We start from the raw sequence: 22,817 nt of genomic DNA, 5'->3' as shown, positions 1-22,817 counted from the left end.
GGTCCTCCATGACTCGTGTTCTGGACTGGGTGGTGATGCTCAGGGCGTCGGCGACGCCGTCGCGGCCTGGGGTGAGGCACGCAGCTGGCGCTGGACCAGCACCCGGTTGCTGATCGCGTCGAGCCCGGTGAGCCGGCCGTCCTCGAGCCGCGCAAACGCACCGATCGCGGTCGCGACCGCCGCGCCGTGGCCACCCCCGTCCGGCAGACCGCCCTGGTAGGTGCCACTGATCGTGGCGTTGAAGGCGACGCGGGAGCCCTCCACCACGAAGGCGTTCAGCGCGACGGAGGCCACGGCGATGCTCGGCTGAGTCGAACCGCTCGCACCCGCGTCCACCTCCCCCTCGGCCGGGGGCCACGACGCCAGCTCGCCGAGCCACGCGCGCAGCGCACGCTCCGCGTGCGCACGGTCGGTGCCGTCACCGCGCTCATGACCCGACCACGGGTCCAGCGCGACCGGGCGCACCTGCTCCGGCTCCCCGACGGCGAGCTGGTGCCGCCGCCCGAAGTGGTCCTGCTCGACCCAGCACTCGGCCAGCAGGCCGTCCTCCGCGCGGTAGATGCTGACCCCGCGCCATGCCGCTCCGTGACCGGGCGGCCGTCCGGCGTGACCGTGCTCGCTGAAGAGCAGGGCGGTCCTGGTGCCGTCGGTGATCAGCTCGTGGATGCTGAACCCGAGGCCGGGGAACTGCGCCATCTGGTGCAGCACGGCAGGGATGTACTGCTCGTCGCGGCCGACGAGCGTGTCGCTGCCCATGTGGAGGCGGTAGTCCGCAGCCATGATGGAGCGGGCCACGTCGGGGTCCTGGGCATTCACGAAACCGTGGACGTATCGCCTCATCAGCTCCAACATCGACCGCTCCCCACTCGTCTTGTCACATGACTCAGGTCACAGTAACCTACCAAACGAGCGGTAGACAAGTGGGTTCGTGCGACGACAGGATGACCATGAAGTACGAGCGTCTGTTCAGTGAGGTCCGCATGCGCGGCGTGACCCTCCCCAATCGCGTCGTCATGGCCGCGATGTCCACCGGCCTCGCCGACGAGCGCGGCTGGATCACCGATGCGCAGATCGCCTACTACGCCGAGCGCGCCCGTGGCGGCGTGGGCATGGTGGTCGTCGAGTTCGCCTGCGTCGCGAGCAGCTTCGGCATCTCGGAGAAGACCCAGGTGACGCTGGACGACGACCGTGCCGTTTCCGGCCACGCCCGGCTCGTGGCCGCCGTCAAGGCCGAGGGGGCCGTCGCCGGCCTCCAGCTGCAGATGCCCGGACAGTTCGCCGCTCCGCGACCGGGCCTGGTGCCGATCGCTCCGAGTGAGGTGAGGTCGAGGCGGGACGGCTCCCTGCGCGCCCGGGGCCTGGACCCGGGCGAGGTCGAGGACGTCGTGAGGGCCTTCGGCGACGCCGCCGCTCGTGCGGTTGCCGCGGGCTATGACGCGATCGAGCTGCACGGCGCCCACGGCTACCTGCTGCACGCCTTCATGTCGCCGGCCATGAACCACCGGGACGATGCGTGGGGCGGTGATCTCATGCGCCGTCTCACACTCCCCCTTGCGGTCATCGCCGCGGTGAGGGCCGAGATCGGCGACCGCCCTCTGCTCTATCGTCTGTCGGCCGAGGACTACATGAGCGGTGGTCTGTCGATCGACGACATGACCACGATCGCTCCCCTCCTGGTCGGCGCCGGCGTGGACGGCATCGACGTGTCCACCGGCTCGATCGCGGGATCGCTCGAGCGCACGATCGACCCGATGTCCCGGGAGGGGTGGCGCTTCGACCTGACCCGGCGCATCAAGGCGGCCGTCGACGTGCCCGTCGTGGGCATCGGCACCAGGTGGCCGGAGACCGCGGAGGCCGCGCTCGAGGCCGGCGACGTCGACCTGATCGCGCTCGGACGGCCGCTGCTCGCCGATCCGGCCTGGGCCGCGAAGGCGCGCGGCGACCGGTCCGAGCCCATCCGTCCGTGCACGAGCTGCAACTGGTGTGCCGACCGGGTCTTCAAGCACCAGCCCACGGGATGTGCGGAGAATCCCCGCGCGGGTCGCGAACTGGTCCCCCTCCTGCCCCGCGACATCGGCCGGGGCCGACGGATCGTCGTCGTGGGCGGCGGGCCGGGCGGCATGGCGGCCGCGATCCAGGCCGAGTCGGTGGGCTTCGACGTCACCCTGTTCGAGCGCGGCACCTCTCTGGGCGGTGGCCTGATCGCGTCCGCGGCGCCTCCGGACAAGGAGAACCTGCTCTGGTACCGCGACTACCTCGTCGAGAGGCTGGAGTCGTCGGGCGTGGACGTCCACCTCGGGGTCCAGGCCTCTGCCGACGCCGTCGACGCGATCGCCCCGTTCGCGGTCATCCACGCGCAGGGGGCCACCTCGCTCGGGCACGACATCCCCGGCCACGACGGTCCCACGGTCCACTCCGCGTACGACCTCCTGCTCGACGAGACGGAGGCGGTCGCGGCGCTGCCGGGTCCCGCGGTGGTCTACGGCGGAGGCGAGACCGGCTGCGAGACCGCCGAGCTCCTCGCAGCGCACGGGTTGGATGTCACCCTCGTCAGCCGCTCGCGCGACTCCGAGCTCGCCCGTGCCGCCGAGCCGTTGTACCGCAAGGTCCTCCTCGGTCGGCTCCGCGCGAATCCCCGCCTCACGGTGATCACCGAGTCCGAGCTCGTCGCCATCACCCCGACGGACGTCGCACTCGCGGGCGTCGGGCAGGCGCGTCGTCTCCCTGCCGCGACGGTGGTTCTCGCCCAGGGCAGGCGCAGCGACACCGGGTTGCACGCCGAGCTCACCGCGCGCGGCCGTCGCTGCATCCTGATCGGTGACGCTGCCGGGATCGCACGCATCGGTGAGGCCGTGCACCAGGCCATGGCGGCGGTCCGCGATCTCGCGGGGACGGCCGGGGAGCCTGCGCCGGCCTGAGGGACGCGCGGACGCGCAAGGACCGCGGAGGGCAGTGCCCTCCGCGGTCCGGTCTCGCTCAGTGCTGCGCGTCGCTCACTCGTAGACGATGACCCCGCGCAGGTTGCGACCCTCCGACATGTCGGTGTAGCCCTGGTTGATCTCCTCCAGGGAGTACGTACGGGTGACGAGCTCGTCCAGCTTCAACGCGCCCGAGCGGTAGAGGTCGAGCAGCTTGGGCACCTCGACCCGTGCGTTGCACGAGCCGTACAGCGCGCCCTGGACCCGCTTGCCCGACATCGTCAGGTCGAGCAGGTTCATGCTCACCTCCGTCTGCATCGCGGGCGCGGCCGCCGTCACCACCAGGACGCCGGCCTTGCGGGTCAGCTCCAGGCACGGGGCGATCAGGTCGCCGTACGCCACGCCCGTGGTCAAGATGACCCGGTCCGCCATGACGCCGTGGGTCAGGTCGCGCACCAGCGCGATCCCCTTCTCGAAGTCCTCGACCGTGTGGGTCGCGCCGAGCTGCTCGGCCATCTCCCGCTTGAACGCGACCGGGTCGATGGCCACGATCGTCCTGGCGCCCGCGTGGCGCGCACCCTGCACTGCGTTGATGCCCACGCCGCCCGTGCCGACGACGACGACCGTGTCGCCGACCTGCGTCTCGGCGGAGTTGACCGCCGAGCCCCATCCGGTCGGGACGCCGCAGCCGATGAGCGCCGCCTTCTCCAGGGGGATGTCCTTGTCGATCTTGATGACACCGCTCACCGGCGCCACGACGTACGGCGAGAACGTGCCGAGGAACGACATCGCGCCGACGGGCTGGCCGCCCGAGTGGATGCGGTTCGTGCCGTCGGGCGCGAAGCCGCTGAGGACGCCTGCGCCGACGTCGCACAGGTTGCCCATGCCCGACGAGCACCACCGGCACACGCCACACGAGGGCAGGAAGGTGGTCACGACGTGGTCACCGACCTGCAGGTCGTGCACCTCGGGGCCGACCTCCTGGATCACGCCCGCACCCTCGTGTCCGCCGAGCACCGGCTTGTACGGCAGCGGGATGTCCCCCGTGTCGAGGTGGGCGTCGGAGTGGCACAGGCCGGACGCGGTCAGCTTGATGAGGACCTCATCGCGCTTCGGCGGGTCGATCTCGATGTCCGAGATGGTCCATCCCGAGTTGGTTCCGGGCTCCCACAGCAGAGCACCCTTGGTGTTGATCGTCATGACGTTGCCTCCTGGCCGAAGTTGATCATCTTGGTCTCGAGATAGCCGGCGAGGCCCTCGGGCCCGCCTTCGCGTCCGATGCCGGACTCCTTGAATCCGCCGAACGGCTGCGTGACGCACATGCCGGCGTTGTTGACGTACATCTGGCCCGTCCGCACCTCGCTGGCGACGCGGGTGGCGACGGCCGGGTCGTTGGAGTACACCGCGCCCGCCAGCCCGTACGGCGAGTCGTTCGCGATCGCGATGGCGTCGTCGATGTCGTCGTAGTCGATCATCGTGATGACGGGCCCGAAGATCTCCTCACGGGCGATCCGCATGTCGTTGGTGACGTCGGTGAACAGGGTCGGCTCGAAGTAGAAGCCGTCCTCGAGCCCGGCGGGACGGCTTCCGCCCACGGCGACCGTGGCACCCTCCTGGCGACCGATCTCGACGTACTCCTCGACACGGGCGCGCTGGCGCTCCATCGCGAGGGGGCCGAGCGCGGTCGACGGGTCGAAGGGGTCACCGACGACGATCGACTCCATCGCAGCGGTGATCGCACTGACGTACTCGTCGTGCCGCGAGCGGGGCACGAGGATGCGCGTGATCGCGGCGCAGACCTGACCGGTGTGCCCGATCCCCGCCGGCACGAGCGTCGGGATGACGTCGGCCGGGTCGATGTCCTCGGCGATGATGGCCGCGGACTTGCCGCCCAGCTCGAGGGTGACCCGGGCGATGCGCTCGCCGCAGAGGCTGGCGATCCGCTTGCCGGCCACGGTGCTGCCCGTGAACGCGATCTTGTCGACGTCAGGGTGGGTGACCAGGCGCTCGCCGACCTCGCGGCCGCCGGGCACGATGTTGATGACGCCGGCCGGCAGGCCGGCGGCCTCGATGCACTCGGCGAGCATGAGCGTCGTCAGCGGACCCTCAGGGGCCGGCTTGACCACGACGGTGCAGCCAGCCGCGAGCGCGGGCCCGATCTTCCACGTCGCAGCCGCGACCGGACCGTTCCACGGGATGATCGCGCCGACCACGCCGACGGGCTCCCGGACGATGTGGACGCGCGCGCCGGCCTCGTCACGGACCTCGACGAAGTCCGTCGTCTCGTGCATCGTGGCGAACTGTCGCAGCATGGTGACGGCCAGGGTGTGGAATCCCACGCCCACGGGTGTCGGTGCGCCCACCTCGTGCGCGAACGTCTCGGCGAACTCGGGAATCCGCTTCTCGATCTCGTCGGCCAGGCGAGCCAGCGCAGCACCGCGCTCAGCAGGAGTCGTGCGGCGCCAGGGGCCGTTGAAGGCCTCACGTGCAGCGGCGACGGCCTTGTCGATGTCGGCCTCGGTCGCGTCGGGGATCTGGGCGATGACCTGGCCGGTGCTCGGCGAGATCACGTCGATGCGGCCCGTGCCGGTGGAGTCGACCCATGTGCCGCCGATGAAGAGCTGATCGAAGCTCCTCACGGCAGAGGCTGAGGTGGTTGTCGTCACGACGGTGTCCCTTCGAATACGGTTGGTGCTCGGTGTCAACAGACCGTAACCGGGGTCACACCGGCTGACTTGTCTCTCCGTGCACGGGTGTTTGCATGTGCGTGCCACCCCTTCCCGCCCGCGGCTTCCCTCCTGACCCCGACCGACGTAGAATGCCCGAACCATACAATCGGTTGGTAGATCGGAGCTCGCACATGTCGACCCTCTCGCTCACGCCCGCGACACGCCCCGCCACGGCGCTCGCCAGCAGCTCCACCACCAGCTCGGACGAGTACCGGTCCATGCTCGCCGCCTCCGATCTCTCGCTGGACGTCTCGCCGCGGACGGCGGGGCGTTTCCACGGCTCGGTCCAGGCCTACGCCGTCGACGGAGTGGCGATCATGCGCGTCAGCTCGGTGGAGCAGGACGTGTCGCGGACGAACCCGATGATCGGCAGCTTTCCGACCGACGTGCTCAAGGTGCTGATCGAGCGCGAGGGCAGCGCGGGCATCCGGCAGCACGAGCGGGAGGGAATCCTCTCCCCCGGCAACCTGACGATCTACGACACGGCCCGGCCCTATGACGTGCGTCAGTTCGCGCCCTTCGTCGCGGACGCCGTGCTGATCCCACGCGACCGGTTGCCACTGCGCAACGACGTGCTCGCTGCCTTGCAACGCTCGCCGCTGTCCGCGACCGCCGGCGCGGGCGCGATCTTCAGCTCGTACCTGACCCAGCTGTGGGACCGCCTGCCCGAGTGCTCCGCGCCGGCGGCCTCGCGCCTGCTGTCGGTACTGGTCGAGCTGCTGGCAGCAGCCGTGGTGGACGTCGCGCCCGAGCCGTTGTCGGACCAGGCGGCCCAGGCCACTGCGATGGCGTGGATCGGGACGCACCTGGGCGATCCCGATCTCAGCCCGCCCGCGGTCGCCGCGGCGACCGGGCTGTCGCTGCGTCACCTGCACCGCATCTTCGCGGACGCGGGCGTGAGCGTGTCGGGGTACATCCGCACCGAGCGCCTCAGGCACATCCGGCGCGACCTGGAGAATCCTCACCTCCGACACCGGACCATCGCAGCGATCGGCGCGAGGTGGGGCATCCCCGATCCCGCCCACCTGTCCCGGCTGTTCAGGTCCACCTTCGGGCTGTCCCCGCGCGACGTCCGCCACGCCTGCCTGTCCTGAGCCCGGGAGGCCCGGACGATCTCAGGACCAGCGGATCCGCTCGGCGGCGAGCCAGGCGAGCGCCATGACCGGAGCGGCGGTGTTGCCGGACACCTGGAACGGCAGCACCGACGCGTCGACGACCCGCAACCCCTCCACCCCACGCACGCGCAGGTCGCCGTCGACGACGTCGTCGTCGTGCGGACCCATCGCGCACGAGCCGACCGCGTGATAGATGCCGCCGCCGTGCCCGATCGCGTGCCGGACGACCTCGTCCGGGGTCGCGACCGACTGCCCCGGGAACACCTCGTCCTGCACGAGGTCCGCGAGCGGCGAGGTCGCCACGATCGATCGTGCGTGATCGAGGATCGCGCCCGTCGCCGCACGCTCGGGCTCGTCCTGGAGATGGTGGGGTGACACGACGGGCGGGCCGCCGTCCGCGGCAGAGGCGAGGTGCACCGAGCCGGTGCTGGTGGGGCGGATCGCATAACCCGTGAACAGCAGCCCCGAATAGGGCGCCAGCCGCATCTGCTCGGACGTCTCGTCGATCGCCATGGGGACCCACACACCCTGGACGTCGGGGCGTCCGACCCCGGGCCCCGAGCGGAACGCGCTCACGACGTCGTAGCCGCTGGTCGCGACCGGTCCCCGCCTCGTCGCGAGGTAGCGGGCGCCCTCGAGGGCCTGACCGGGCCAGCGGTTGAGCCGCTCGGTCGGTCCACGGCGCCCCCGGAACCGCACCTGCAGGCTGACGGCACGCTGCTCGATGACCCGCTCACCGACGTTGGGGCTCTCGACCTGCGGCACCACGCCCGCCGCGGCCAGGACCTCGGGGCGCCCGATGCCCGAGCGTTCCAGCAGGAGCGGGCTCTCGATGGTGCCCGCGGCCACCAGCACCTCACGGCGGACCCTCACCACCTGCGCCCGGTCCCCCGTGCGCAGGGCGACACCGACCGCCCGGGAACCCGCGATGACGACCGTCTCGGCCCGGGTGCCGGTCATCACGGTGAGGTTGGCGCGACGCCGGGCAGGGGTCAGGAAGGCCGACGCCGCGCTCACCCGCCGACCGCGGCGGATCGTCGCGGGGGTGAAGCCGATCCGCGCGTCGTCGGAGTCGTTGAAGTCGGCGGTACGCCGCAGCCCGTGGGCGCCCGCCGCCGCGAACAGCGCCTCGGTGACCTCGTCACCGGCGTCCGGCACCGAGATGGCCAGCGGGCCGCCGGCGCCGCGCGACCGGGAGGCGCCGAGAGCGTGGTCCTCGATCGCGCGGTACGCGCGGCCGAACGCCCTCGCACCCCAGCCGGGGCCGCCCGCCGCCTCGAGGGCGTCGAAGTCGGCCGGCGCCCCACGGACGTACATCATCCCGTTGACGAGCGTGGACCCGCCGAGTCCGCGGCCGCGGACCCATGTCTCGGCAGGCGTCCCGGGTGGGCTCGGCCGGGTGGGATAGCGACGCGTGTACCGGTCGGAGCGGAGCGTGAAGTAGAACGCCCTGGGGACCGACAGCACGGGGTTGCGAGCCGGCCCCCCGTCCTCGACCAGGAGCACCTCGACCGACGGGTCGACCGACAGCCGGTCCGCGAGCACGCACCCGGCCGCGCCCGCACCGACCACGACGTAGTCGTAGATCACGGCCGGCCCGCGGACGCAGGTCGCGACGGGAGCCAACGGGGCAGCAGGCACGAGATCGAGCGCTCCCGCGCGGCCCCCCACCAGACGCCTGCGCCGTACGCGAGGTCGTCGGCCCGACGGGCCAGCGTGAAGCGGATCGGGTCGAGATCGGTGCCGGACCTGCGGCGCGCCGTGACCCCCTCGGCGACGGCCATCACCGCGACCGCACGCCTGGCCCGGGTGGACCCCGCGGCCAGCACGACCGAGACCGGCCACCAGTGCCGCAGAGCGAGTCCAGCCGTCTGACGGGCCAGGGCGAGGCCCGTCGTGCGGACGACCCCCGCCTGCTGCGCGAGGGTCAGCTCGGGCAGCCGGCGCGCGACGTCGCGTGTCATGAGGCCCGCGCAGCCCGCCGCGACCAGCCACGACCACCGGCGCTGGAGGAGGACGCCCAGCACGGCCGCTGCGCCGATCGGCGTGAGCACCGCCGGGGCGACCTTGTCACGGTGACGGGCCGCGAGCGCGACCGCGCTGGTGCCGTAGAACGCCTTGCGTCCCAGCCAGCGCACGACGGAAGGGCGTACGTCGTGGGCCGCCTCCACCTCCGCCGCGTAGTGGACCCGGCGGCCCGCGTCGACGAGCCGCCACACCAGGTCGACGTCCTCGCCGCTGCGCAGCCGGGGGTCGAAACCGTCTCCCAGCGCCGCCACCCGGGCCACCAGGCACGCGCTCGGCACGTACGCGACGGGCGACCACGGCCGGACGGTCGCGGGCACGGGCCCCAGGTCGAGCGATCCGCACGCGTCCTCGTAGCGCTCGAACCAGCGGCGTCCGCCGCGCGACCGGATGCGCGGCGCGGCTGCCGCGAGGCCCGGATCCGCGAAGTGCGCGGCCAGCAGGCCAAGCGCGGACGCCGACACGACGACATCGGAGTCGACGAACGCGACCAACGGGGTCCGCACGGATCGCATCCCCATGTCGCGAGCAGCCGCAGGGCCCACGTTGCGGTCGAGCCGCACGAGGGTCGCACCGTGCCGCTCGGCCACGCGGGCCACCTCGTGGTGCTCGACGGATGCGTCATCGACCACGACGCAGACGACGTGCGGCGCTAGACGGGCCAGCAGGCGATCGACGCCGAGCGCGTTGTCGCGCACCGGCACCACCACCGTGACGTCCTCGAGCTCTGGGGCGTCACCGCCCGGCTCCGGCCGCGCAAGGTCGAGGTCGAGGAGCTGTGCGGCGAGGGCGGCCGACATCGGGGAGCCGACCGTCAGCGAGCGATCGGCCAGCATCTGCCGGGCAGTCGCCGACAGGCGGACGAAGCGCGAGCCACGCACGAGCAGCTTCCCGACGGCGACGTCGTCGTGCAGACGGACGACGAATCCGTCGGGAAGCCGCGACGCGCTCGTCACCGCGTCCTCGTCACTGTCCTCGTCACTGTGTCCTCGCCATGGGGCTGAGCGCCAGCATGCCACGCGCGTCGGGGACGCCGTCGCGGATCCGGTGCGCGATCTCGGCGATCATGTCCTCGAGCACCTGCGCACCGTTCTCGGCAGTCGCGCCGGCCGGGTCGCCGAGCACCCCGTTGGGTGACACGGCCCCGACCCCGCCGGCCATCATGAGCGGCAGGATCTCCGCCAGCGGACGCTTCTCGCCCGCCTCCGCGCGGTCGAGCCGGACGGACCCGGGGCGGATGTGCAGCATCAACGAGGTCTCGGTGATCCCGGCATGGAGGTCGACCCCCTCGGTCGCGCACGCGGCCCAGGAGACGTCGTGCTCCTCGACGATCATCTGGAACGTCGCCTTGGCGAGCGCCGCGACGTTGCCGCCGTGGGCGTTGACGAACACGATCCGCCCCGCCCACGTGCTCATGGACCGCACGAGCTCGATGACGAACGTCCGCAGCGCCTCCGAGCCGATCGAGCACGTGCCGGCGAACGACTGGTGCTCGCCGCTCGACCCGTACGACACGGGCGGAGCGACCAGCACGTCGCCGCCGAGCCGCTCGGCGACGCCCTCGGCCACCGCCACCGCAATGGCCGTGTCGGTGTCGAGGGGCAGGTGCGGACCGTGCTGCTCGATCGACCCCACGGGGACGAGCACGAGCGGCGTGGCGGCCACCTCGGTCCAGGTGGTGTCGGCGAGCTCGGCGGCCATGTCAGGCGGTCGCCGTGTCAGCGACGTCCTGGGCGACAGCGGCCGGACCGGCTGCGCCGAGCCGACGGGTGAAGCCGTCGGGGACGACCAGCATGTCGCGGTCGAGCTGGTCGATCGACGCCAGGCCCATGCCCAGCAGCGAGGAGTCGATGCCGCCGCGCAGGATGTCCAGCACGTTGCCGACGCCGGCCTCGCCGTTCGCAGCGAGTCCCCACAGGTACGCGCGACCGATCATGACCGCGCGGGCGCCCATCGCGACGGCCTTGACGACATCGCTGCCGCGCCGGATGCCACCGTCCAGCAGCACCTCGATCTCGTCGCCCACGGCATCGGCGATGCCGGGGAGCACCCGGATCGGGGCCGGGGTGCCGTCCAGGTTGTTGCCGCCGTGGTTGGACACCGAGATCGCCGTGACGCCGGCGTCGACCGCGCGACGGGCGTCGTCGACGCGGCACACGCCCTTCAGCATGAACGGGTGGCCGCTGATCTGGTGCCACTGCTCGCGCATCCACTCCACGTCCTCCCACGTCGGGGGCGTCGTGGTCATCCACTCGTAGTACGCGCCGAAGAAGGTCGGGCCCTTGGCCTCACCGGGGGCGGCGAGGTTGGGCGCGGTGAGGTCGGGGATCGCTCCGGTGCGCGCGAACTGCGCCAGCCAGCGCGGCTTGCGCGCGACCTGGGGCGCGAACTTCAGCGCGGTCTTGAAGTCGACCTTCTCGGGGATCTCCGGGCTGCCCCAGTCGCGTCCCATCGAGAACGACCAGTCGAGCGTCGCGATGAGCCCGACGGCTCCGGCTGCGTGGGCCCGCTGCATGCGCTGGACCATCACGTCGCGGTCGCCGGTCCAGTACATCTGGAAGAAGGTGCTGGGCGCGACCGCGGCGACCTCCTCGATGGACTTGCTGGCGAAGTTGCTCAGGCTCATGACGGTGCCACGCGACGCAGCAGCCCGCGCGACGGCGACCTCACCGTCGGGGTGGACGGCCTGCACGCCGGTCGGCGAGATGATGACCGGCATCGACACGTCCTGGCCCATGACCGTCGTGGCCATCGAGCGCTCGGGCTGGTGCCCGGCGACGTGGGGCGCGAGGCCCAGCTCCATGAACGCGGCCTCGTTGTCGGCGGTCGACTGGCCGCGCTCGGACCCGGCGACGAGTGCGCCGTAGACCGAGGAGGGCAGACGCTTCTTGGCACGACGCTGGGCGACGGCGACGGACTCGAACCAGGGGTTCTGGGCCCAGGGGTTCTTCGGCATGCTGAGGTGCTCTTTTCTGGTCAGAGGGTGAAGCCGGCGAGGGGGTTCTCGGCGCAGGCCGAGACCGGCGGTGCGGTCATGTCCTCGCGGCGGGTGAGGGTGAGCATGACCGGCTGGTTGCGGGTCGGGTTGGCCTTGGAGTGGTCCTGCGACTGCGCCGGGATGATGCGCTCGCCGGCCAGTGCGGTCTCGCCGTAGCCCTGGACGCACTCGGGGTCGGGTCCGTCCAGCGGCAGGCCGGTGAAGAACTTCGCGGCCATGCAGCCGCCGCGGCAGGCGTCGAAGAACTCGCACTTCGTGCAGGCGCCACCGGTCTGCGGCGAGCGCAGCTCGTTGAACAGCTCGGAGTTCTGCCACACGCGCTGGAATCCGCCGTCGGCCAGGATGTTGCCGGCCAGAAAGTTGTCGTGGATCGCGAACGGGCACGCGTACACGTCGCCGACCGGGTCGATCAGGCACACGACGCGTCCGGCCCCGCACAGGTTCAGACCGGGCAGGCTCTCGCCGAAGGCAGCGAGGTGGAAGAACGAGTCGCCGGTGAGCACGTTGTCACCGTTCGCGACGAGCCAGTCGTAGAGCATCCGCTGCTGCTCGGGCAGCGGGTGCAGCTCGTCCCAGACGTCCGCGCCGCGACCGGAAGGACGCATGCGTGTCAGTCGCAGGGTCGCGCCGTACTTGTCGGCCAGGGCCTTGAACTCGTCGAGCTGGGTGACGTTCTGGCGGGTCACGACGACCGAGATCTTGGCGTCCTTGAACCCGGCTTCCTGCAGGTTCGCCAACGCCGTGATCGCGGTGTCGTACGAGCCGGGGCCGCGGACGTAGTCGTTGACCTCGGCGGTCGCGCCGTCGAGCGAGATCTGCACGTCGACGTAGTCGGTCGAGGCCAGCAGCGCGGCCTTCTCCTTGTTGAGGCGCACACCGTTGGTCGAGAACTTCACGCCGACGTTGTGGTCCACCGCGTACTGCAGGAGGTGCCAGAAGTCGGGTCGGATCGTGGGCTCACCGCCGCCGATGTTCACGTAGAACACCTGCATGCGCTGCAGCTCGTCGATGACCGCCTCCGCCTGGGCGGTCGTCAGCTCGTTGGGGTCGCGGCGACCCGAGGACGACAGGCAGTGGGCGCACTCCAGGTTGCAGGCGTAGGTGAGCTCCCACGTGAGGCAGATCGGCGCGTCGAGGCCGTGCTCGAACTGCTCGATCAGCGAGCCGTTCTTCGGACGCTCGATGGTCGGACGGGTCTCGAGGATGGTCATGCGACACCTTTCTCGGCGATGCGGGTGTTCTCGTTCGGGCGGATCATGTCGGTGTCAGCGAGGCCCTGCAGGGCCGACTCGTAGGCCGACCACTGGTCGGGCGCGATGCCGGCGGCCACGAGGGCGGACCGGACGTCAGGATGCTCGCCGAGACCGCGGACCAGAGCGACGAGCTCCGGCCTCTTCAAGAAGGTGAGCTTGCGATTGCCGAAGTGGTACGCCAGCGCACCGAAGGGCTCGGGGCGCAGCTCCACGGACGGCGACAGCCGCCACGACTCGTCGAGCATTCCTGACATGGGTGGTCTCCCCCGGCTCAGTAGACGCCGCACATGCCGTCGATGGAGACCTCTTCGATGAGGTCCGCAGTCGCCAGCGCGGTGTCGTCGTTCGTCGTGGGAGCAGCGGTCGGGTTGTTCTCCATGGTGTCCTCCTGATCGCGGGTCACCGCTTGTGACCCGTGGCACACGATAATGGCACTCAGGGTCAAAAGGGAAGTGACACGCGCCACTGTTACATTCCGAGGCGATGAACGCCCCGCCCTCCCGGTCTCTTGGTCGCCCCTCGGTGACAGATCACGCGACGATCGAGCACGCGGCGTTCCAGCTCTTCGAGCGCCAGGGCTTCGAGGAGACCACGCTGGAGCAGATCGCGGACGCGGTCGGCGTGGGGCGGCGCACCCTGTTTCGCTACTTCCCGTCCAAGAACGACATCCCGTGGGGACGGTTCGACGAGAGCCTGCGCGGATTCCGCCAGCAGTTCGACCAGATCCCCGCGGACATGCCGCTGGCCGACGCGGTGCACCGCTGCGTCGTGGACTTCAACCGCTTCGACGACGCCGCGCTCGACCAGCACCGGTTCCGGATGCGGCTGCTCCTCACGACTCCGGCTCTCCAGGCTCACTCGGCCCTCAAGTACGAGGCCTGGCGCGGCGTCATCGCCGAGTTCATCGCCACCCGGCTGGGCCTCGCACCCGACGACGCGATTCCCCGCCTCGTCGGGCACGTCAGCCTCGCGCAGTCAGTGGCGGCGTACGAGCAGTGGCTGGGCGATCCCGACCGCTCACTCACCCAGATCCTCGAAGCCAACCTCGCCGCACTGCGCGACTACCTCTGCTGAGAGCGCCGAGCCTTCGGACCCCGCTCCACCCGCTGATCATCCCTTCATTGACTAATCTACCGACCGTTTGTATGTTCTACGTGACCCGCGTCTCACCGGACACCGGTCCCCCAACCCCACCCCGCAGTCACCGAGGAGCCATCATGAGCGCGGAGATCCCCGACGGCATCACCATCCCAGCCCTCCTGCGCCGCGGGGCCTCCCAGTTCGGCCCGCGCGAGGCGCTCGTCGTGGACGATGCCCGTGAGACGTACGAGCAGCTGCTGACGCACTCGCTGCGGTACGCCCGCGCGTTCACCGCCGCGGGCCTCGTCCCCGGGGATCGGGTCGGCCTGGTCATGCACAACTCCGTCGACCTGCTCCACGTGCTGTTCGGATGCTCGTTCGCCCGCCTGACCGCCGTCCCGATCAACACGCGGCTGTCGCCGCGCGAGCTCGCGTACATCATCACCGACTCCGGCATGGCGGCTCTCGTGACCGGCGACCACGCGGGCGACGAGGTCGATCTGGTGGGACGGGTGACAGCAGCGCTTCCGGGGCTCGACTCGGCGGGGCCCGGCGAGCAGGGCGCCAGCGACGCAGCCCCGGCGTTGCGGCACACGTTCCTGCTCGGCCGCACGACGGTGCCGGGACTCGTCGGGCACGGTCGGGTCGACGAGCTCGCCGCCCAGGTGCCCGAGGACGACGTCCTGTCGGGCGCCGAGGCCATCGACGCCGAGGACCCCTACCTGATGCTGTACACCTCCGGGACCACGGCCATGCCGAAGGGGTGCGTGCTCCCGTTCCGGTCCATCATCAAGACCGGCATCGCAGTGGGGCGCAGCAACTTCGAGCTGACGTCCGATGACCGGCTCTGGAACCCGCTGCCGATGTTCCACGTCAGCGCCCAGGCGCCCCTGACCGGCGTGCTCGATGCTGGCGGCACGTACATCTCGACGGTGCACTTCAAGCCCGCCGCTGCGCTCGCGCAGATCAAGCGCGAGCAGGCAACGGTGCTGTTCCCGGCGTACCCCGCGATCATGCAGCCGTTGATCAACGACCCCGAGGCCTCGGCCGACGCGTTGTCGACAGCGCGCGCGGTCCTGAACGTCGGCCCGCCGAACCTGCTGGCCAAGTTCCAGGACTCGCTGCCCAGCGGGACGATCCAGGTGAGCTGCTACGGCTCGACCGAGAGCGGAGGGATCGCCGTCATGGGACGGATCGGCGACTCCGCCCCCGAGCGACTGACCTCGGGCAAGCCCCTGGAGGGCATCGAGCTCCAGATCCGGGACTTCGACGGACGAGCCGAGGTCCCGCCCCTGACCAAGGGAGTCATCTGGCTGCGTGGCTACAACCTGTTCACCAGGTACCACAACGATCCCGCGAAGACCGCGATGGCGTTCGACGACCAGGGATGGTTCAACACCGAGGACCTGGGCATGGTCGACGCGGGCGGCGCCCTCACGTTCCTCGGTCGCTTCAAGGACATGCTGAAGGTGGGGGGCGAGAACGTCGCCGCGGTGGAGATCGAGACACATCTCGTGAGCCATCCGGACGTCACCCTCGCCGCCGTGGTGGGCCGGGCAGACAGCCGTCTCGACGAGGTCCCCGTCGCATTCGTCGAGCTGGCCCCCGGGTCGTCGGTGACCGAGGAAGCCTTGATCCAGCACTGCCGCGACGGCCTGGCGAAGTTCAAGGTGCCGCGCGAGGTGCACTTCGTCACGCAGTGGCCGATGTCTGCCACGAAGATCCAGAAGTTCCGCCTGAAGGAGCAGCTGGACCAGGGCACCCTGCTCTGACCCGGTGGCGCGGCGGCTACTGGGCCTCGGCGGCGAGCTTGCGAAGATCGACGCCGACATCGGCGGCGTGCGCTGGTGACAGCGTCCCGCCGCCCTTGAGGATGGCTCGGACGCCGATGTGGTCCGCGACGCGGCCGACCGACTCCGCCGCGAGCAGCTGGTCGCCCGCATAGGAGAAGATCGTGAAGCGGCGGTCCCCGAGGCTGCCCCGCAGCACCCACCGGTCGCCACGATCGACCAGACCCGCGATCTGCACCTTCGCGCCGAGCTGCTCGGTCCAGAACCACGGCACCGCATCGAATGCGGTCGGTCGGCCCATGATCGACGCGGCCACGCAGCGACCTTGGTCCGTCGCGTTCTGTACCGACTCCAGCCGGGTGCAGCGGCCGTCCCCCGCGATGAAGGACGCCGAGTCGCCGGCTGCGAGGATCGCGCGGTCCGATGACACCAGCCCCGGTCCGACCAGGACCGCGCCGCCGTCCGCCCGGTCGACGTCACAGGCGATCGCCGCCGTGGCAGGAACCGATCCGACGGCCACCAGCACGACGTCTGCCGGGAATCGCTCACCGTCGGCCAGGACGACGCCCTCGACCGCACGGTCGCCCTCGATGCTCACCACACGGGCGCCGAGACGGATGTCGACCCCGGCAGCCGTGTGCAGAGTCCGGATGAACTCCGACAGCATCGGAGAGCTCGAGCGCTGCATGAGTCGCTCGCCGGCCTCCAGCACCGTGACGGCCAGTCCGGACTTCGCCGCGAAGGAGGCCACCTCCAGACCGATGAAGCCACCGCCGATGACGACCAGCGAAGATGCTGCGCCGAGTGCTTCACGGAGCAGATCGGCATCGGCGAGCCCGTGCAGCGTGAGGACCCCGTCCAGGTCGGCGCCCGGGACGACGAGCTGCCGCGGAGCGGAACCGGGCGCGAGGACGAGGTGCCCGTACGACAACCGCTCACCCGATGCCAGCTCCACCTGGCGTTCCTCTCGGTGCACAGCCACGCACCGGCTGCCCAGCATCAGCTCGACGTCGTTCTCGACGTAGTAGGAGGCCGGACGGAGCAGGGTGGTGTCGTGCCCTCCCGTCCCGGCCAGGTACGCCTTGGACAGCGGCGGACGCTGATAGGGCAGGCCCTCGTGGGCGTCCACGAGGGTGATGGGGCCCGCGTGGTTTCCGGCCCGCAAGGACTCGATGACACTGAGCGCCGCCTGCCCCCCACCGATGATGACGGTCCTGTCGTCACCGGGGCGTCCGGTCACACCTGGACCTCGGGGATCTGGACGTCCACCTCGGTCGTCGTCGCCTGGATCACCAGCTGGCACGACAGACGCGACCGCTCGTCCGTGGGGGCCGCTGCCAGCTCGAGCATGTCCCGCTCGTCCTCGCTGAGCTCCGGCACGCCGCCGTCGGCGTTCGTGACGTACACGTGGCACGTCGCGCACATGAGCTGGCCACCGCACTCGGCGACGATCCCGCGGACGCCGTGCACCACCGCCGCCTGCATGACGCTCGTCCCGGGCTCGACCTCGACCGCGCGAGGCGTGCCATCAGGTTCCCGATAGGTGACTGCAGCCATGGTCACGAGCCTTCCGTCGAGGCAGCCGCCGCTTGCGGGTCGGGCACGGCCCGACCCAGGTGGTCGACGTCGAGTCGCTCGACGGCGCGCGAGGCGATGTTGGACTTCCAGGTCACCGGACCGGGCACCGTGAGCCCGGGGAGCCGCGCGATGATGCGCGGCAGCGCCACCCGTGCCTCGATCCGCGCCAGCTGGGCGCCCAGGCACGCATGGGCGCCGCGACCGAACGCCACATGGGGCGTCGGACTCGCCCGGCGGATGTCGAACCTGTCGCCGTCGGCGAAGAAGTCCTCGTCACGGTTGGCCGACTGGAGCACCAGGTACACCCGGTCGCCGGCCTTGATCGACCTGCCGCCGAGCTCGAGGTCCGCCGCCACCCAGCGGACGATGATCTTGATGGGTCCCTCCAGGCGCAGCACCTCCTCGACGGCTGCGTTGGTCAGGGACGGCTCGGCGGCCAGCAGCTCGAGCTGGTCGGGATGGCGGGACAGCGCGACCACTGCATTGCACAGCAGATTCGTCGTCGTCTCGTGGCCGGCGAACAGGATGAGGGAGCACAGCGAGATGAGCTCCTCGCGCGAGAGACGGTCCTCGCCACCCAGCCTCGAGGGCTCGAGGAGGGCAGAGATCATGTCGTCCCCGGGGGACTTCTCGACCTGGGCGATCAGGTCACCGAGGTACTGCTGCATCTCCGCGACACCTGCAAGCGCCCGGCTGTGCCGGTCCCTGCGGGCGTCTCCCCCGGCGCTGAACGCGACCAGCGCCAGCTCGTCCGACCAGGTCTGGAACAGGCCCCGGTCCGAGGCCGGCGCCCCCAGCATCTTGGCGATCACCGTGGCCGGCATGGGATAGGCCACGCCTGCGACGAAGTCCGTCTCGCCGGAGGCGATGAAGTCGTCGAGCAGCTCGTCGACGATCTCCGCGATCCACGCGTTCATCGTGACGATCCGTTGCTGACGGAACGCCGCGTTGGCGAGCGATCGCAACCGGGTGTGCGCCGGGGGATCCGAGACCACCATCCAGTCGCTCATCACGCCCAGCATCGGCGCCAGCTCGGCGCGCCGCTCGGCCGACACGACGTCCAGCAGCGGCCGGATCCGGTCCGACGACAGCCGCGGGTCGGTGAAGCCCGCCACCACGTCCTCGTAGCGGGTCACGACCCAGGCCTTGTGCTGCTCGTTCCAGTGCACGGGGTCGTGGGCCCGCAGCGCGGCCCAGTGCGCCGTGGCGTCGTGGGTCATCTCGACGCCCAGCAGGTCCGCGCTCTCGATCGGCATGCCGTCTCCCGGTTGAAGTGAGTGATCACCGACACATTAACAGCCAAACGGTCGGTAGATCTAGGGACGGCGCGAGGTGTCGACTCAGAAGTACTGGGCCCCGCCGTCGACGCTCAGGTGCTCCGCTGTGATGAAGCTCGAGTCGTCCGAGGCGAGGAAGGCCACGGCTGCGGCGATCTCCTCGGGCTCAGCGGAGTACTGCGGGACGAACGGGGTGCCCATCGCGTTGAGCGGCGGGTTCGTCTCGCCCGCGCGCTCGAGCACGGCACGCATGTCGCCCGAGCCCATGGGGGTGTTGACGCCGCCGGGATGGATGCTGTTGACGCGGATCCTGTGCCGGCCGAGCTCTGCGGCGAACGCCCGGGTCATCCCCGTGACAGCGTGCTTGCTGGTCGTGTAGCTGACCATGAACGGCTGCACCTTCTTGCCCGCGTACGAGCTGATGAGGATGACCGATCCGCCGCCGCGCTGCACCAGGTGCGGGGCCGAGACCATGACGGTGTTCCACACGCCGGTCACGTTGATGTCCATGGTGTCCTGGAAGATCCGGGGGCTCACCTCGTCCCACGCGGCCGGTATGCAGATGCCGGCGTTCGCCACGACGATGTCGAGACCTCCGAGATCGGCCACGGCCCCGTCCAGGAAGGCGCGCATGCCGTCCAGATCGCGCACGTCACCGACGAACGGCACGATGCGCCGGCCCTCCGCCTCCACGAGACGAACCGTCTCGTCGAGATCTGCCCGCGTGGCGGACTCGTAGGGCACTCCCGGCAGGGGGCCGGCCAGGTCGAGGGCGATGATGTCGGCACCCTCCGAGGCGAGGCGGACCGCGTGGGAACGCCCCTGCCCCCGTGCCGCGCCTGTGATGAATGCGATCTTGCCGCTGAGCCGAGCCATGGTGACCTCCGAGATGGGTGGGTGCTGAGCACCCCATAGTGGCGCCCTGGGCCACAATGCACCCGTCGGCACGTGATCAGCACGCCGCCTCCGGGGACAACTGGACTCGGAGGTCCCGTTATCCTCGAGGTGGACCGATCCGTCCGCAGATCTCGCACCACGAGGACGCCGATGAGCAATCCCGACGGCCCGCCCTCCCCCGCGGCTGGCCCCGCCGCACGGGCCGGCCTCCGCGCTGATGCACGGCGCAACCAGCAGGCGGTCTTCGCCGCCGCGTGCGAGGTGTTCGCGGCCCAGGGCATGGAGGCCACCATCCCGGTGATCGCCGAGCGGGCGGGTGTCGGGAAGGCCACGGTCTACCGCAGCTACCCCACCAAGGGCGACCTGGTCGAGGCAGTGGCCCGAGAGCAGATCCGCTGGCTCGACGCCCTCGCGGCCGAGGCGGAGCAGCACGAGGACGCCTTCCAGGCCTTGGCCGACCTGCTCGGGGAAATCGCGGCACGTCTGGCCGAGGACCGACTGTTCGGCCAGGTGCTGGGCCGTGCCGACCAGTGGCGGGGCGACCACGAACGGGCCGGGGTCCTCGACCGTATCGTCGCCGCTGCCCAGCGCCAGGGCACCCTCCGACCGGACGCCACCACGACCGACCTGCAGGTCCTCGTCAGCGGCTTCTCGACGGTCCTGCTCGACCGTGACGACCGGGATCCGGCGACGTGGCGGCACTACGTCGCCCTGGTCCTGGACGCCCTCCGCCCGCCCCGCTGACCCTGACGGCCAGCGGGCGGGGAGGGATCAGCGGCGCTTCTGGCTGATCGCGTAGAGCGCGATGCCCGCTGCGACGCCCGCGTTGAGGCTCTCGAGGCCCGTCGACATGGGGATCGACACGATCTCGTCGCAGGTCTCGCCCACGAGGCGGGACAGGCCCTTGCCCTCGCTGCCGATCACGACGACCAGCGGGCCGTCGACCAGCTCGGACTCGGCCACGTCGACCGTGCCGTCAGCGGCCAGGCCGACGACCATGCAGCCGTCCTCCTGGAACTGCTTGAGGGTGCGGGTGATGTTGGTGACGCGGGCGACCGGCACCCGTGCCGCCGCGCCCGCGGACGTCTTCCACGCGGCAGCGGTGATCTGCGCGGCGCGGCGCTCGGGGATGACCACGCCGTGCGCGCCGAAGCCCGAGGCGGAGCGGATGATCGCGCCGAGGTTGCGCGGATCGGTGATGCCGTCGAGCACGAGGATCAGGGCCGGCTCGTCCCGCTCGGCAGCGAAGTCCAGCAGGTCCTGCGGGGCGGCGTACTCGTACGCGTTGAGCTTCGCGGCGATGCCCTGGTGGACCGCTCCCCCCGTGAGCTTGTCGAGCTCGATGCGGCCGATCTCGAGCAGGCTGACGTGCTGCTCGGCGGCGAGCTTGAAGATCTCGCGCACCTTCTCGTCGCGGTCGGTGCCCTCGGCGACGTACAGCGCGTGCACCGGCACGGTCGCCTTCAGCAGCTCCAGCACCGAGTTGCGCCCCGCGACCCACTCGGCGGCGTCACCCTGCTTGCGCTTGGGACGAGCGGCCTCGCGCTTGGCCGAGGCGTTCTTCATCTTGTAGAGCTTGTGGTTGGGACGGTCCTCCGCGCGCGGCGTCGGGCCCTTGCCCTCGAGCCCCTGACGGCGGCGTCCACCGGAACCGGCAGTGGGGTTGCCCTTGCCGGTCTTCTTGATGGCGCCCTTGCGCTTGCTGTTGCCCGGCATGTCTTAGCTACCCTTCACGGACCAGCGCGCACCTTGCGGCGTGTCCTCGATCTCGATGCCTGCCGCCGTGAGCTGGTCGCGCACCCGGTCGGCAGTGGCGAAGTCCTTGGCCGCGCGTGCCTGCTGGCGCTGCTCGAGAAGCCCCTCGACGAGGGAGTCGATCACCTGCGCATAGGCCGCATCGTCACCCCCACGATCCCACGTCGGGGACAGAGGATCCAAACCGAGCACGTCGAGCATGCTGCGTACGTCCGCCAGCGCGGCGGTCAGCTCGGCCGACGCGCCCGCTGCAAGCAGCTGGTTGCCCTCGGAGAGCCGCCCCTGCAGCACGGCCAGCGCAGCCGGCACCGAGAGGTCGTCGTCCATCGCGGCGGCGAAGGCGGCCGGCACCTCACCGAGCTCCCCTGGGCCCACGAGACCCGCCGCACGACGCACGAATCCCTCGATGCGGTCGAAGGCGGTCGCGGCCTCGGCCAGCGACTCCTCGGAGAACTCCACGATCGAGCGGTAGTGCGAGGCGGCGAGGTAGTAGCGAAGCGCGATCGGCCGCACGCGCTTGACGACCTCGCTGACCATGAGCGTGTTGCCGACCGACTTGGACATCTTGGCGCCGGCCAGGTTCAGCATCGCGTTGTGCATCCAGAAGCGCGCGAACGGCTGACCCGCGGCGCGGGACTGCGCGAGCTCGTTCTCGTGGTGCGGGAACCGCAGGTCCAGGCCCCCGCCGTGGATGTCGAACTCCTCGCCGAGATATTTGGCAGCCATCGCCGAGCACTCCAGGTGCCAGCCGGGCCGTCCACGTCCCCACGGGGTCGGCCACGAGGCGGAGTCGGGATCGCCCGCCTTGTGCCCCTTCCAGAGGGCGAAGTCGCGCCCGTCACGCTTGCCCTCGGCGGGGGCGTCCTCGGCGGGCAGCATGTCGTCGACCTTCTGGCGCGACAGCTCGCCGTACGCGGGCCACGACCGCACGTCGAAGTACACGTCGCCCGAGCCGTCCTCGGCGGCGTACGCGTGCCCGCGCTCGATCAGCGTCTGCATGAGCTCGATCATCTCCGGCACGACACCGGTCGCGCGCGGCTCGTACGTCGGCGGGATGCAGCCCAGCACCTCGTACGCCGCGTGGAGCGCCCGCTCGTTCTCATAGGCCACCGCGAACCACGGTCGCCCCTGCTCGACGCCCTTGGCCAGGATCTTGTCGTCGATGTCCGTCACGTTGGCGACGATCGCGACCTCGACGCCCGAGCGCTCGAGCCAGCGGCGCAGGACGTCGAAGACGACCTCCTTGCGAATGTGGCCGATGTGCGGCGGGCCCTGCACCGTCAGCCCGCAGTGATAGATCGACACCCGCCCGGGGACGACCGGGACGAGCTCGCGAATCTGCCGGGATGCGGTGTCGTACAGGTGAAATGCCACGGGGCAAGCCTATCGGCTCCCGCGACGC

At 70.8% G+C, this 22,817-nt stretch carries 21 protein-coding genes; 5 read left to right on the top strand and 16 right to left on the bottom strand.

Going from position 1 to position 22,817, the window contains the following annotated elements; all coding sequences use genetic code 11:
• Positions 1–39: 39 nt before the first annotated feature.
• A complete protein-coding gene (locus tag GEV27_RS14960; protein ID WP_194944225.1) occupies positions 40–840 on the bottom strand; it encodes an ester cyclase in 801 nt (266 codons plus the stop codon).
• 107 nt (positions 841–947) lie between these two features.
• Between GEV27_RS14960 and GEV27_RS14955 the strand changes: the two genes are divergently transcribed.
• Positions 948–2,918 (top strand): FAD-dependent oxidoreductase, encoded by a 1,971-nt coding sequence (locus GEV27_RS14955; protein ID WP_153934956.1) that lies wholly within the window; start codon positions 948–950, stop codon positions 2,916–2,918.
• 75 nt (positions 2,919–2,993) lie between these two features.
• On the opposite strand, the gene GEV27_RS14950 is transcribed toward GEV27_RS14955, so the two are convergent.
• Positions 2,994–4,118, bottom strand: a complete 1,125-nt coding sequence (locus GEV27_RS14950) for an NDMA-dependent alcohol dehydrogenase (protein WP_153909461.1) — start codon at positions 4,116–4,118, stop codon at positions 2,994–2,996.
• A complete protein-coding gene (locus tag GEV27_RS14945) occupies positions 4,115–5,557 on the bottom strand; it encodes an aldehyde dehydrogenase (protein ID WP_309222289.1) in 1,443 nt (480 codons plus the stop codon). The genes GEV27_RS14950 and GEV27_RS14945 overlap by 4 nt, the downstream gene beginning before the upstream one ends.
• 221 nt (positions 5,558–5,778) lie before the next feature.
• On the opposite strand from GEV27_RS14945, the gene GEV27_RS14940 reads away from it, so the two are divergent.
• Complete coding sequence (locus GEV27_RS14940) at positions 5,779–6,741, top strand: helix-turn-helix domain-containing protein (RefSeq protein WP_194944224.1); 963 nt, start codon at positions 5,779–5,781, stop codon at positions 6,739–6,741.
• 21 nt (positions 6,742–6,762) lie between these two features.
• Here GEV27_RS14940 and GEV27_RS14935 read toward each other — a convergent pair whose 3' ends face one another.
• The 7 genes from GEV27_RS14935 to mftA are packed head-to-tail and all read right to left on the bottom strand — an operon-like array spanning position 6,763 to position 13,417.
• A complete protein-coding gene (locus GEV27_RS14935; protein ID WP_309222288.1) occupies positions 6,763–8,403 on the bottom strand; it encodes a GMC family oxidoreductase N-terminal domain-containing protein in 1,641 nt (546 codons plus the stop codon).
• Positions 8,349–9,743, bottom strand: a complete 1,395-nt coding sequence (gene mftF / locus GEV27_RS14930; protein WP_309222287.1) for a mycofactocin biosynthesis glycosyltransferase MftF — start codon at positions 9,741–9,743, stop codon at positions 8,349–8,351. Before mftF ends, GEV27_RS14935 begins: the two co-directional genes overlap by 55 nt.
• A 22-nt stretch (positions 9,744–9,765) precedes the next feature.
• Entirely contained in the window at positions 9,766–10,488 is a 723-nt protein-coding gene (gene mftE / locus GEV27_RS14925) for a mycofactocin biosynthesis peptidyl-dipeptidase MftE (RefSeq protein WP_153651675.1), read from the bottom strand.
• A gap of 1 nt (position 10,489) precedes the next feature.
• Positions 10,490–11,743, bottom strand: coding sequence for a pre-mycofactocin synthase MftD (mftD, locus tag GEV27_RS14920; RefSeq protein ID WP_153651674.1), 1,254 nt, complete (start codon positions 11,741–11,743; stop codon positions 10,490–10,492).
• 20 nt (positions 11,744–11,763) lie between these two features.
• Positions 11,764–12,996, bottom strand: coding sequence for a mycofactocin radical SAM maturase (gene mftC / locus GEV27_RS14915; RefSeq protein WP_153934953.1), 1,233 nt, complete (start codon positions 12,994–12,996; stop codon positions 11,764–11,766).
• Positions 12,993–13,292: a mycofactocin biosynthesis chaperone MftB gene (mftB, locus tag GEV27_RS14910; RefSeq protein WP_153909464.1), complete on the bottom strand. Its 300-nt coding sequence runs from the start codon at positions 13,290–13,292 to the stop codon at positions 12,993–12,995. Before mftB ends, mftC begins: the two co-directional genes overlap by 4 nt.
• 17 nt (positions 13,293–13,309) lie before the next feature.
• Positions 13,310–13,417, bottom strand: coding sequence for a mycofactocin precursor MftA (mftA, locus tag GEV27_RS14905; protein WP_153651671.1), 108 nt, complete (start codon positions 13,415–13,417; stop codon positions 13,310–13,312).
• A 104-nt stretch (positions 13,418–13,521) separates the two neighbouring features.
• Between mftA and mftR the strand changes: the two genes are divergently transcribed.
• Together mftR and GEV27_RS14895 are read left to right on the top strand one after the other, a co-directional pair.
• Entirely contained in the window at positions 13,522–14,112 is a 591-nt protein-coding gene (gene mftR, locus GEV27_RS14900) for a mycofactocin system transcriptional regulator (protein WP_153934952.1), read from the top strand.
• A 143-nt stretch (positions 14,113–14,255) separates the two neighbouring features.
• Positions 14,256–15,890 (top strand): class I adenylate-forming enzyme family protein, encoded by a 1,635-nt coding sequence (locus tag GEV27_RS14895; RefSeq protein WP_194944223.1) that lies wholly within the window; start codon positions 14,256–14,258, stop codon positions 15,888–15,890.
• 16 nt (positions 15,891–15,906) lie between these two features.
• Here the strand turns inward: GEV27_RS14895 and GEV27_RS14890 are convergent, their stop codons facing one another.
• From GEV27_RS14890 to GEV27_RS14875, 4 genes are all read right to left on the bottom strand, one after another.
• A complete protein-coding gene (locus GEV27_RS14890) occupies positions 15,907–17,148 on the bottom strand; it encodes an FAD-dependent oxidoreductase (protein ID WP_309222286.1) in 1,242 nt (413 codons plus the stop codon).
• A complete protein-coding gene (locus tag GEV27_RS14885) occupies positions 17,145–17,465 on the bottom strand; it encodes a 2Fe-2S iron-sulfur cluster-binding protein (RefSeq protein ID WP_153909467.1) in 321 nt (106 codons plus the stop codon). The genes GEV27_RS14890 and GEV27_RS14885 overlap by 4 nt, the downstream gene beginning before the upstream one ends.
• A 2-nt stretch (positions 17,466–17,467) precedes the next feature.
• On the bottom strand, positions 17,468–18,742 hold the full coding sequence (locus GEV27_RS14880; protein ID WP_153934950.1) for a cytochrome P450: 1,275 nt from the start codon (positions 18,740–18,742) through the stop codon (positions 17,468–17,470).
• Positions 18,743–18,826: 84 nt separating this feature from the next.
• The gene (locus GEV27_RS14875; protein WP_153909469.1) at positions 18,827–19,639 is read right to left on the bottom strand and encodes a mycofactocin-coupled SDR family oxidoreductase; all 813 of its coding nucleotides are present in this window, start codon (positions 19,637–19,639) and stop codon (positions 18,827–18,829) included.
• 171 nt (positions 19,640–19,810) lie between these two features.
• On the opposite strand from GEV27_RS14875, the gene GEV27_RS14870 reads away from it, so the two are divergent.
• Positions 19,811–20,404, top strand: a complete 594-nt coding sequence (locus GEV27_RS14870) for a TetR/AcrR family transcriptional regulator (protein ID WP_153909470.1) — start codon at positions 19,811–19,813, stop codon at positions 20,402–20,404.
• Between the two features lie 27 nt (positions 20,405–20,431).
• Here the strand turns inward: GEV27_RS14870 and rlmB are convergent, their stop codons facing one another.
• Both rlmB and cysS read right to left on the bottom strand, forming a co-directional pair.
• Positions 20,432–21,376 carry a 23S rRNA (guanosine(2251)-2'-O)-methyltransferase RlmB gene (gene rlmB, locus GEV27_RS14865; protein ID WP_153934949.1) on the bottom strand — a complete coding sequence of 315 codons (945 nt, stop codon included), beginning with the start codon at positions 21,374–21,376 and terminating at the stop codon, positions 20,432–20,434.
• A gap of 3 nt (positions 21,377–21,379) precedes the next feature.
• On the bottom strand, positions 21,380–22,789 hold the full coding sequence (gene cysS / locus GEV27_RS14860) for a cysteine--tRNA ligase (RefSeq protein WP_375335593.1): 1,410 nt from the start codon (positions 22,787–22,789) through the stop codon (positions 21,380–21,382).
• Positions 22,790–22,817: the final 28 nt, after the last annotated feature.

Origin of the sequence: Aeromicrobium sp. S22 (genome assembly GCF_009661045.1) — a bacterium.
GTDB lineage: Bacteria > Actinomycetota > Actinomycetes > Propionibacteriales > Nocardioidaceae > Aeromicrobium > Aeromicrobium yanjiei.
Note: the sequence above shows the minus strand (reverse complement) of the source record. Positions and strands in the feature narration are given on the sequence as shown.

Coding starts and splice junctions, on each gene's coding strand:
- GEV27_RS14960 (WP_194944225.1), bottom strand. CDS start 840: ATGAGGCGATACGTCCACGGTTTCGTGAATGCCCAGGACCCCGACGTG.
- GEV27_RS14955 (WP_153934956.1), top strand. CDS start 948: ATGAAGTACGAGCGTCTGTTCAGTGAGGTCCGCATGCGCGGCGTGACC.
- GEV27_RS14950 (WP_153909461.1), bottom strand. CDS start 4,118: ATGACGATCAACACCAAGGGTGCTCTGCTGTGGGAGCCCGGAACCAAC.
- GEV27_RS14940 (WP_194944224.1), top strand. CDS start 5,779: ATGTCGACCCTCTCGCTCACGCCCGCGACACGCCCCGCCACGGCGCTC.
- mftE (WP_153651675.1), bottom strand. CDS start 10,488: ATGGCCGCCGAGCTCGCCGACACCACCTGGACCGAGGTGGCCGCCACG.
- mftD (WP_153651674.1), bottom strand. CDS start 11,743: ATGCCGAAGAACCCCTGGGCCCAGAACCCCTGGTTCGAGTCCGTCGCC.
- mftC (WP_153934953.1), bottom strand. CDS start 12,996: ATGACCATCCTCGAGACCCGTCCGACCATCGAGCGTCCGAAGAACGGC.
- mftB (WP_153909464.1), bottom strand. CDS start 13,292: ATGTCAGGAATGCTCGACGAGTCGTGGCGGCTGTCGCCGTCCGTGGAG.
- mftA (WP_153651671.1), bottom strand. CDS start 13,417: ATGGAGAACAACCCGACCGCTGCTCCCACGACGAACGACGACACCGCG.
- mftR (WP_153934952.1), top strand. CDS start 13,522: ATGAACGCCCCGCCCTCCCGGTCTCTTGGTCGCCCCTCGGTGACAGAT.
- GEV27_RS14895 (WP_194944223.1), top strand. CDS start 14,256: ATGAGCGCGGAGATCCCCGACGGCATCACCATCCCAGCCCTCCTGCGC.
- GEV27_RS14885 (WP_153909467.1), bottom strand. CDS start 17,465: ATGGCTGCAGTCACCTATCGGGAACCTGATGGCACGCCTCGCGCGGTC.
- GEV27_RS14880 (WP_153934950.1), bottom strand. CDS start 18,742: ATGCCGATCGAGAGCGCGGACCTGCTGGGCGTCGAGATGACCCACGAC.
- GEV27_RS14875 (WP_153909469.1), bottom strand. CDS start 19,639: ATGGCTCGGCTCAGCGGCAAGATCGCATTCATCACAGGCGCGGCACGG.
- GEV27_RS14870 (WP_153909470.1), top strand. CDS start 19,811: ATGAGCAATCCCGACGGCCCGCCCTCCCCCGCGGCTGGCCCCGCCGCA.
- rlmB (WP_153934949.1), bottom strand. CDS start 21,376: ATGCCGGGCAACAGCAAGCGCAAGGGCGCCATCAAGAAGACCGGCAAG.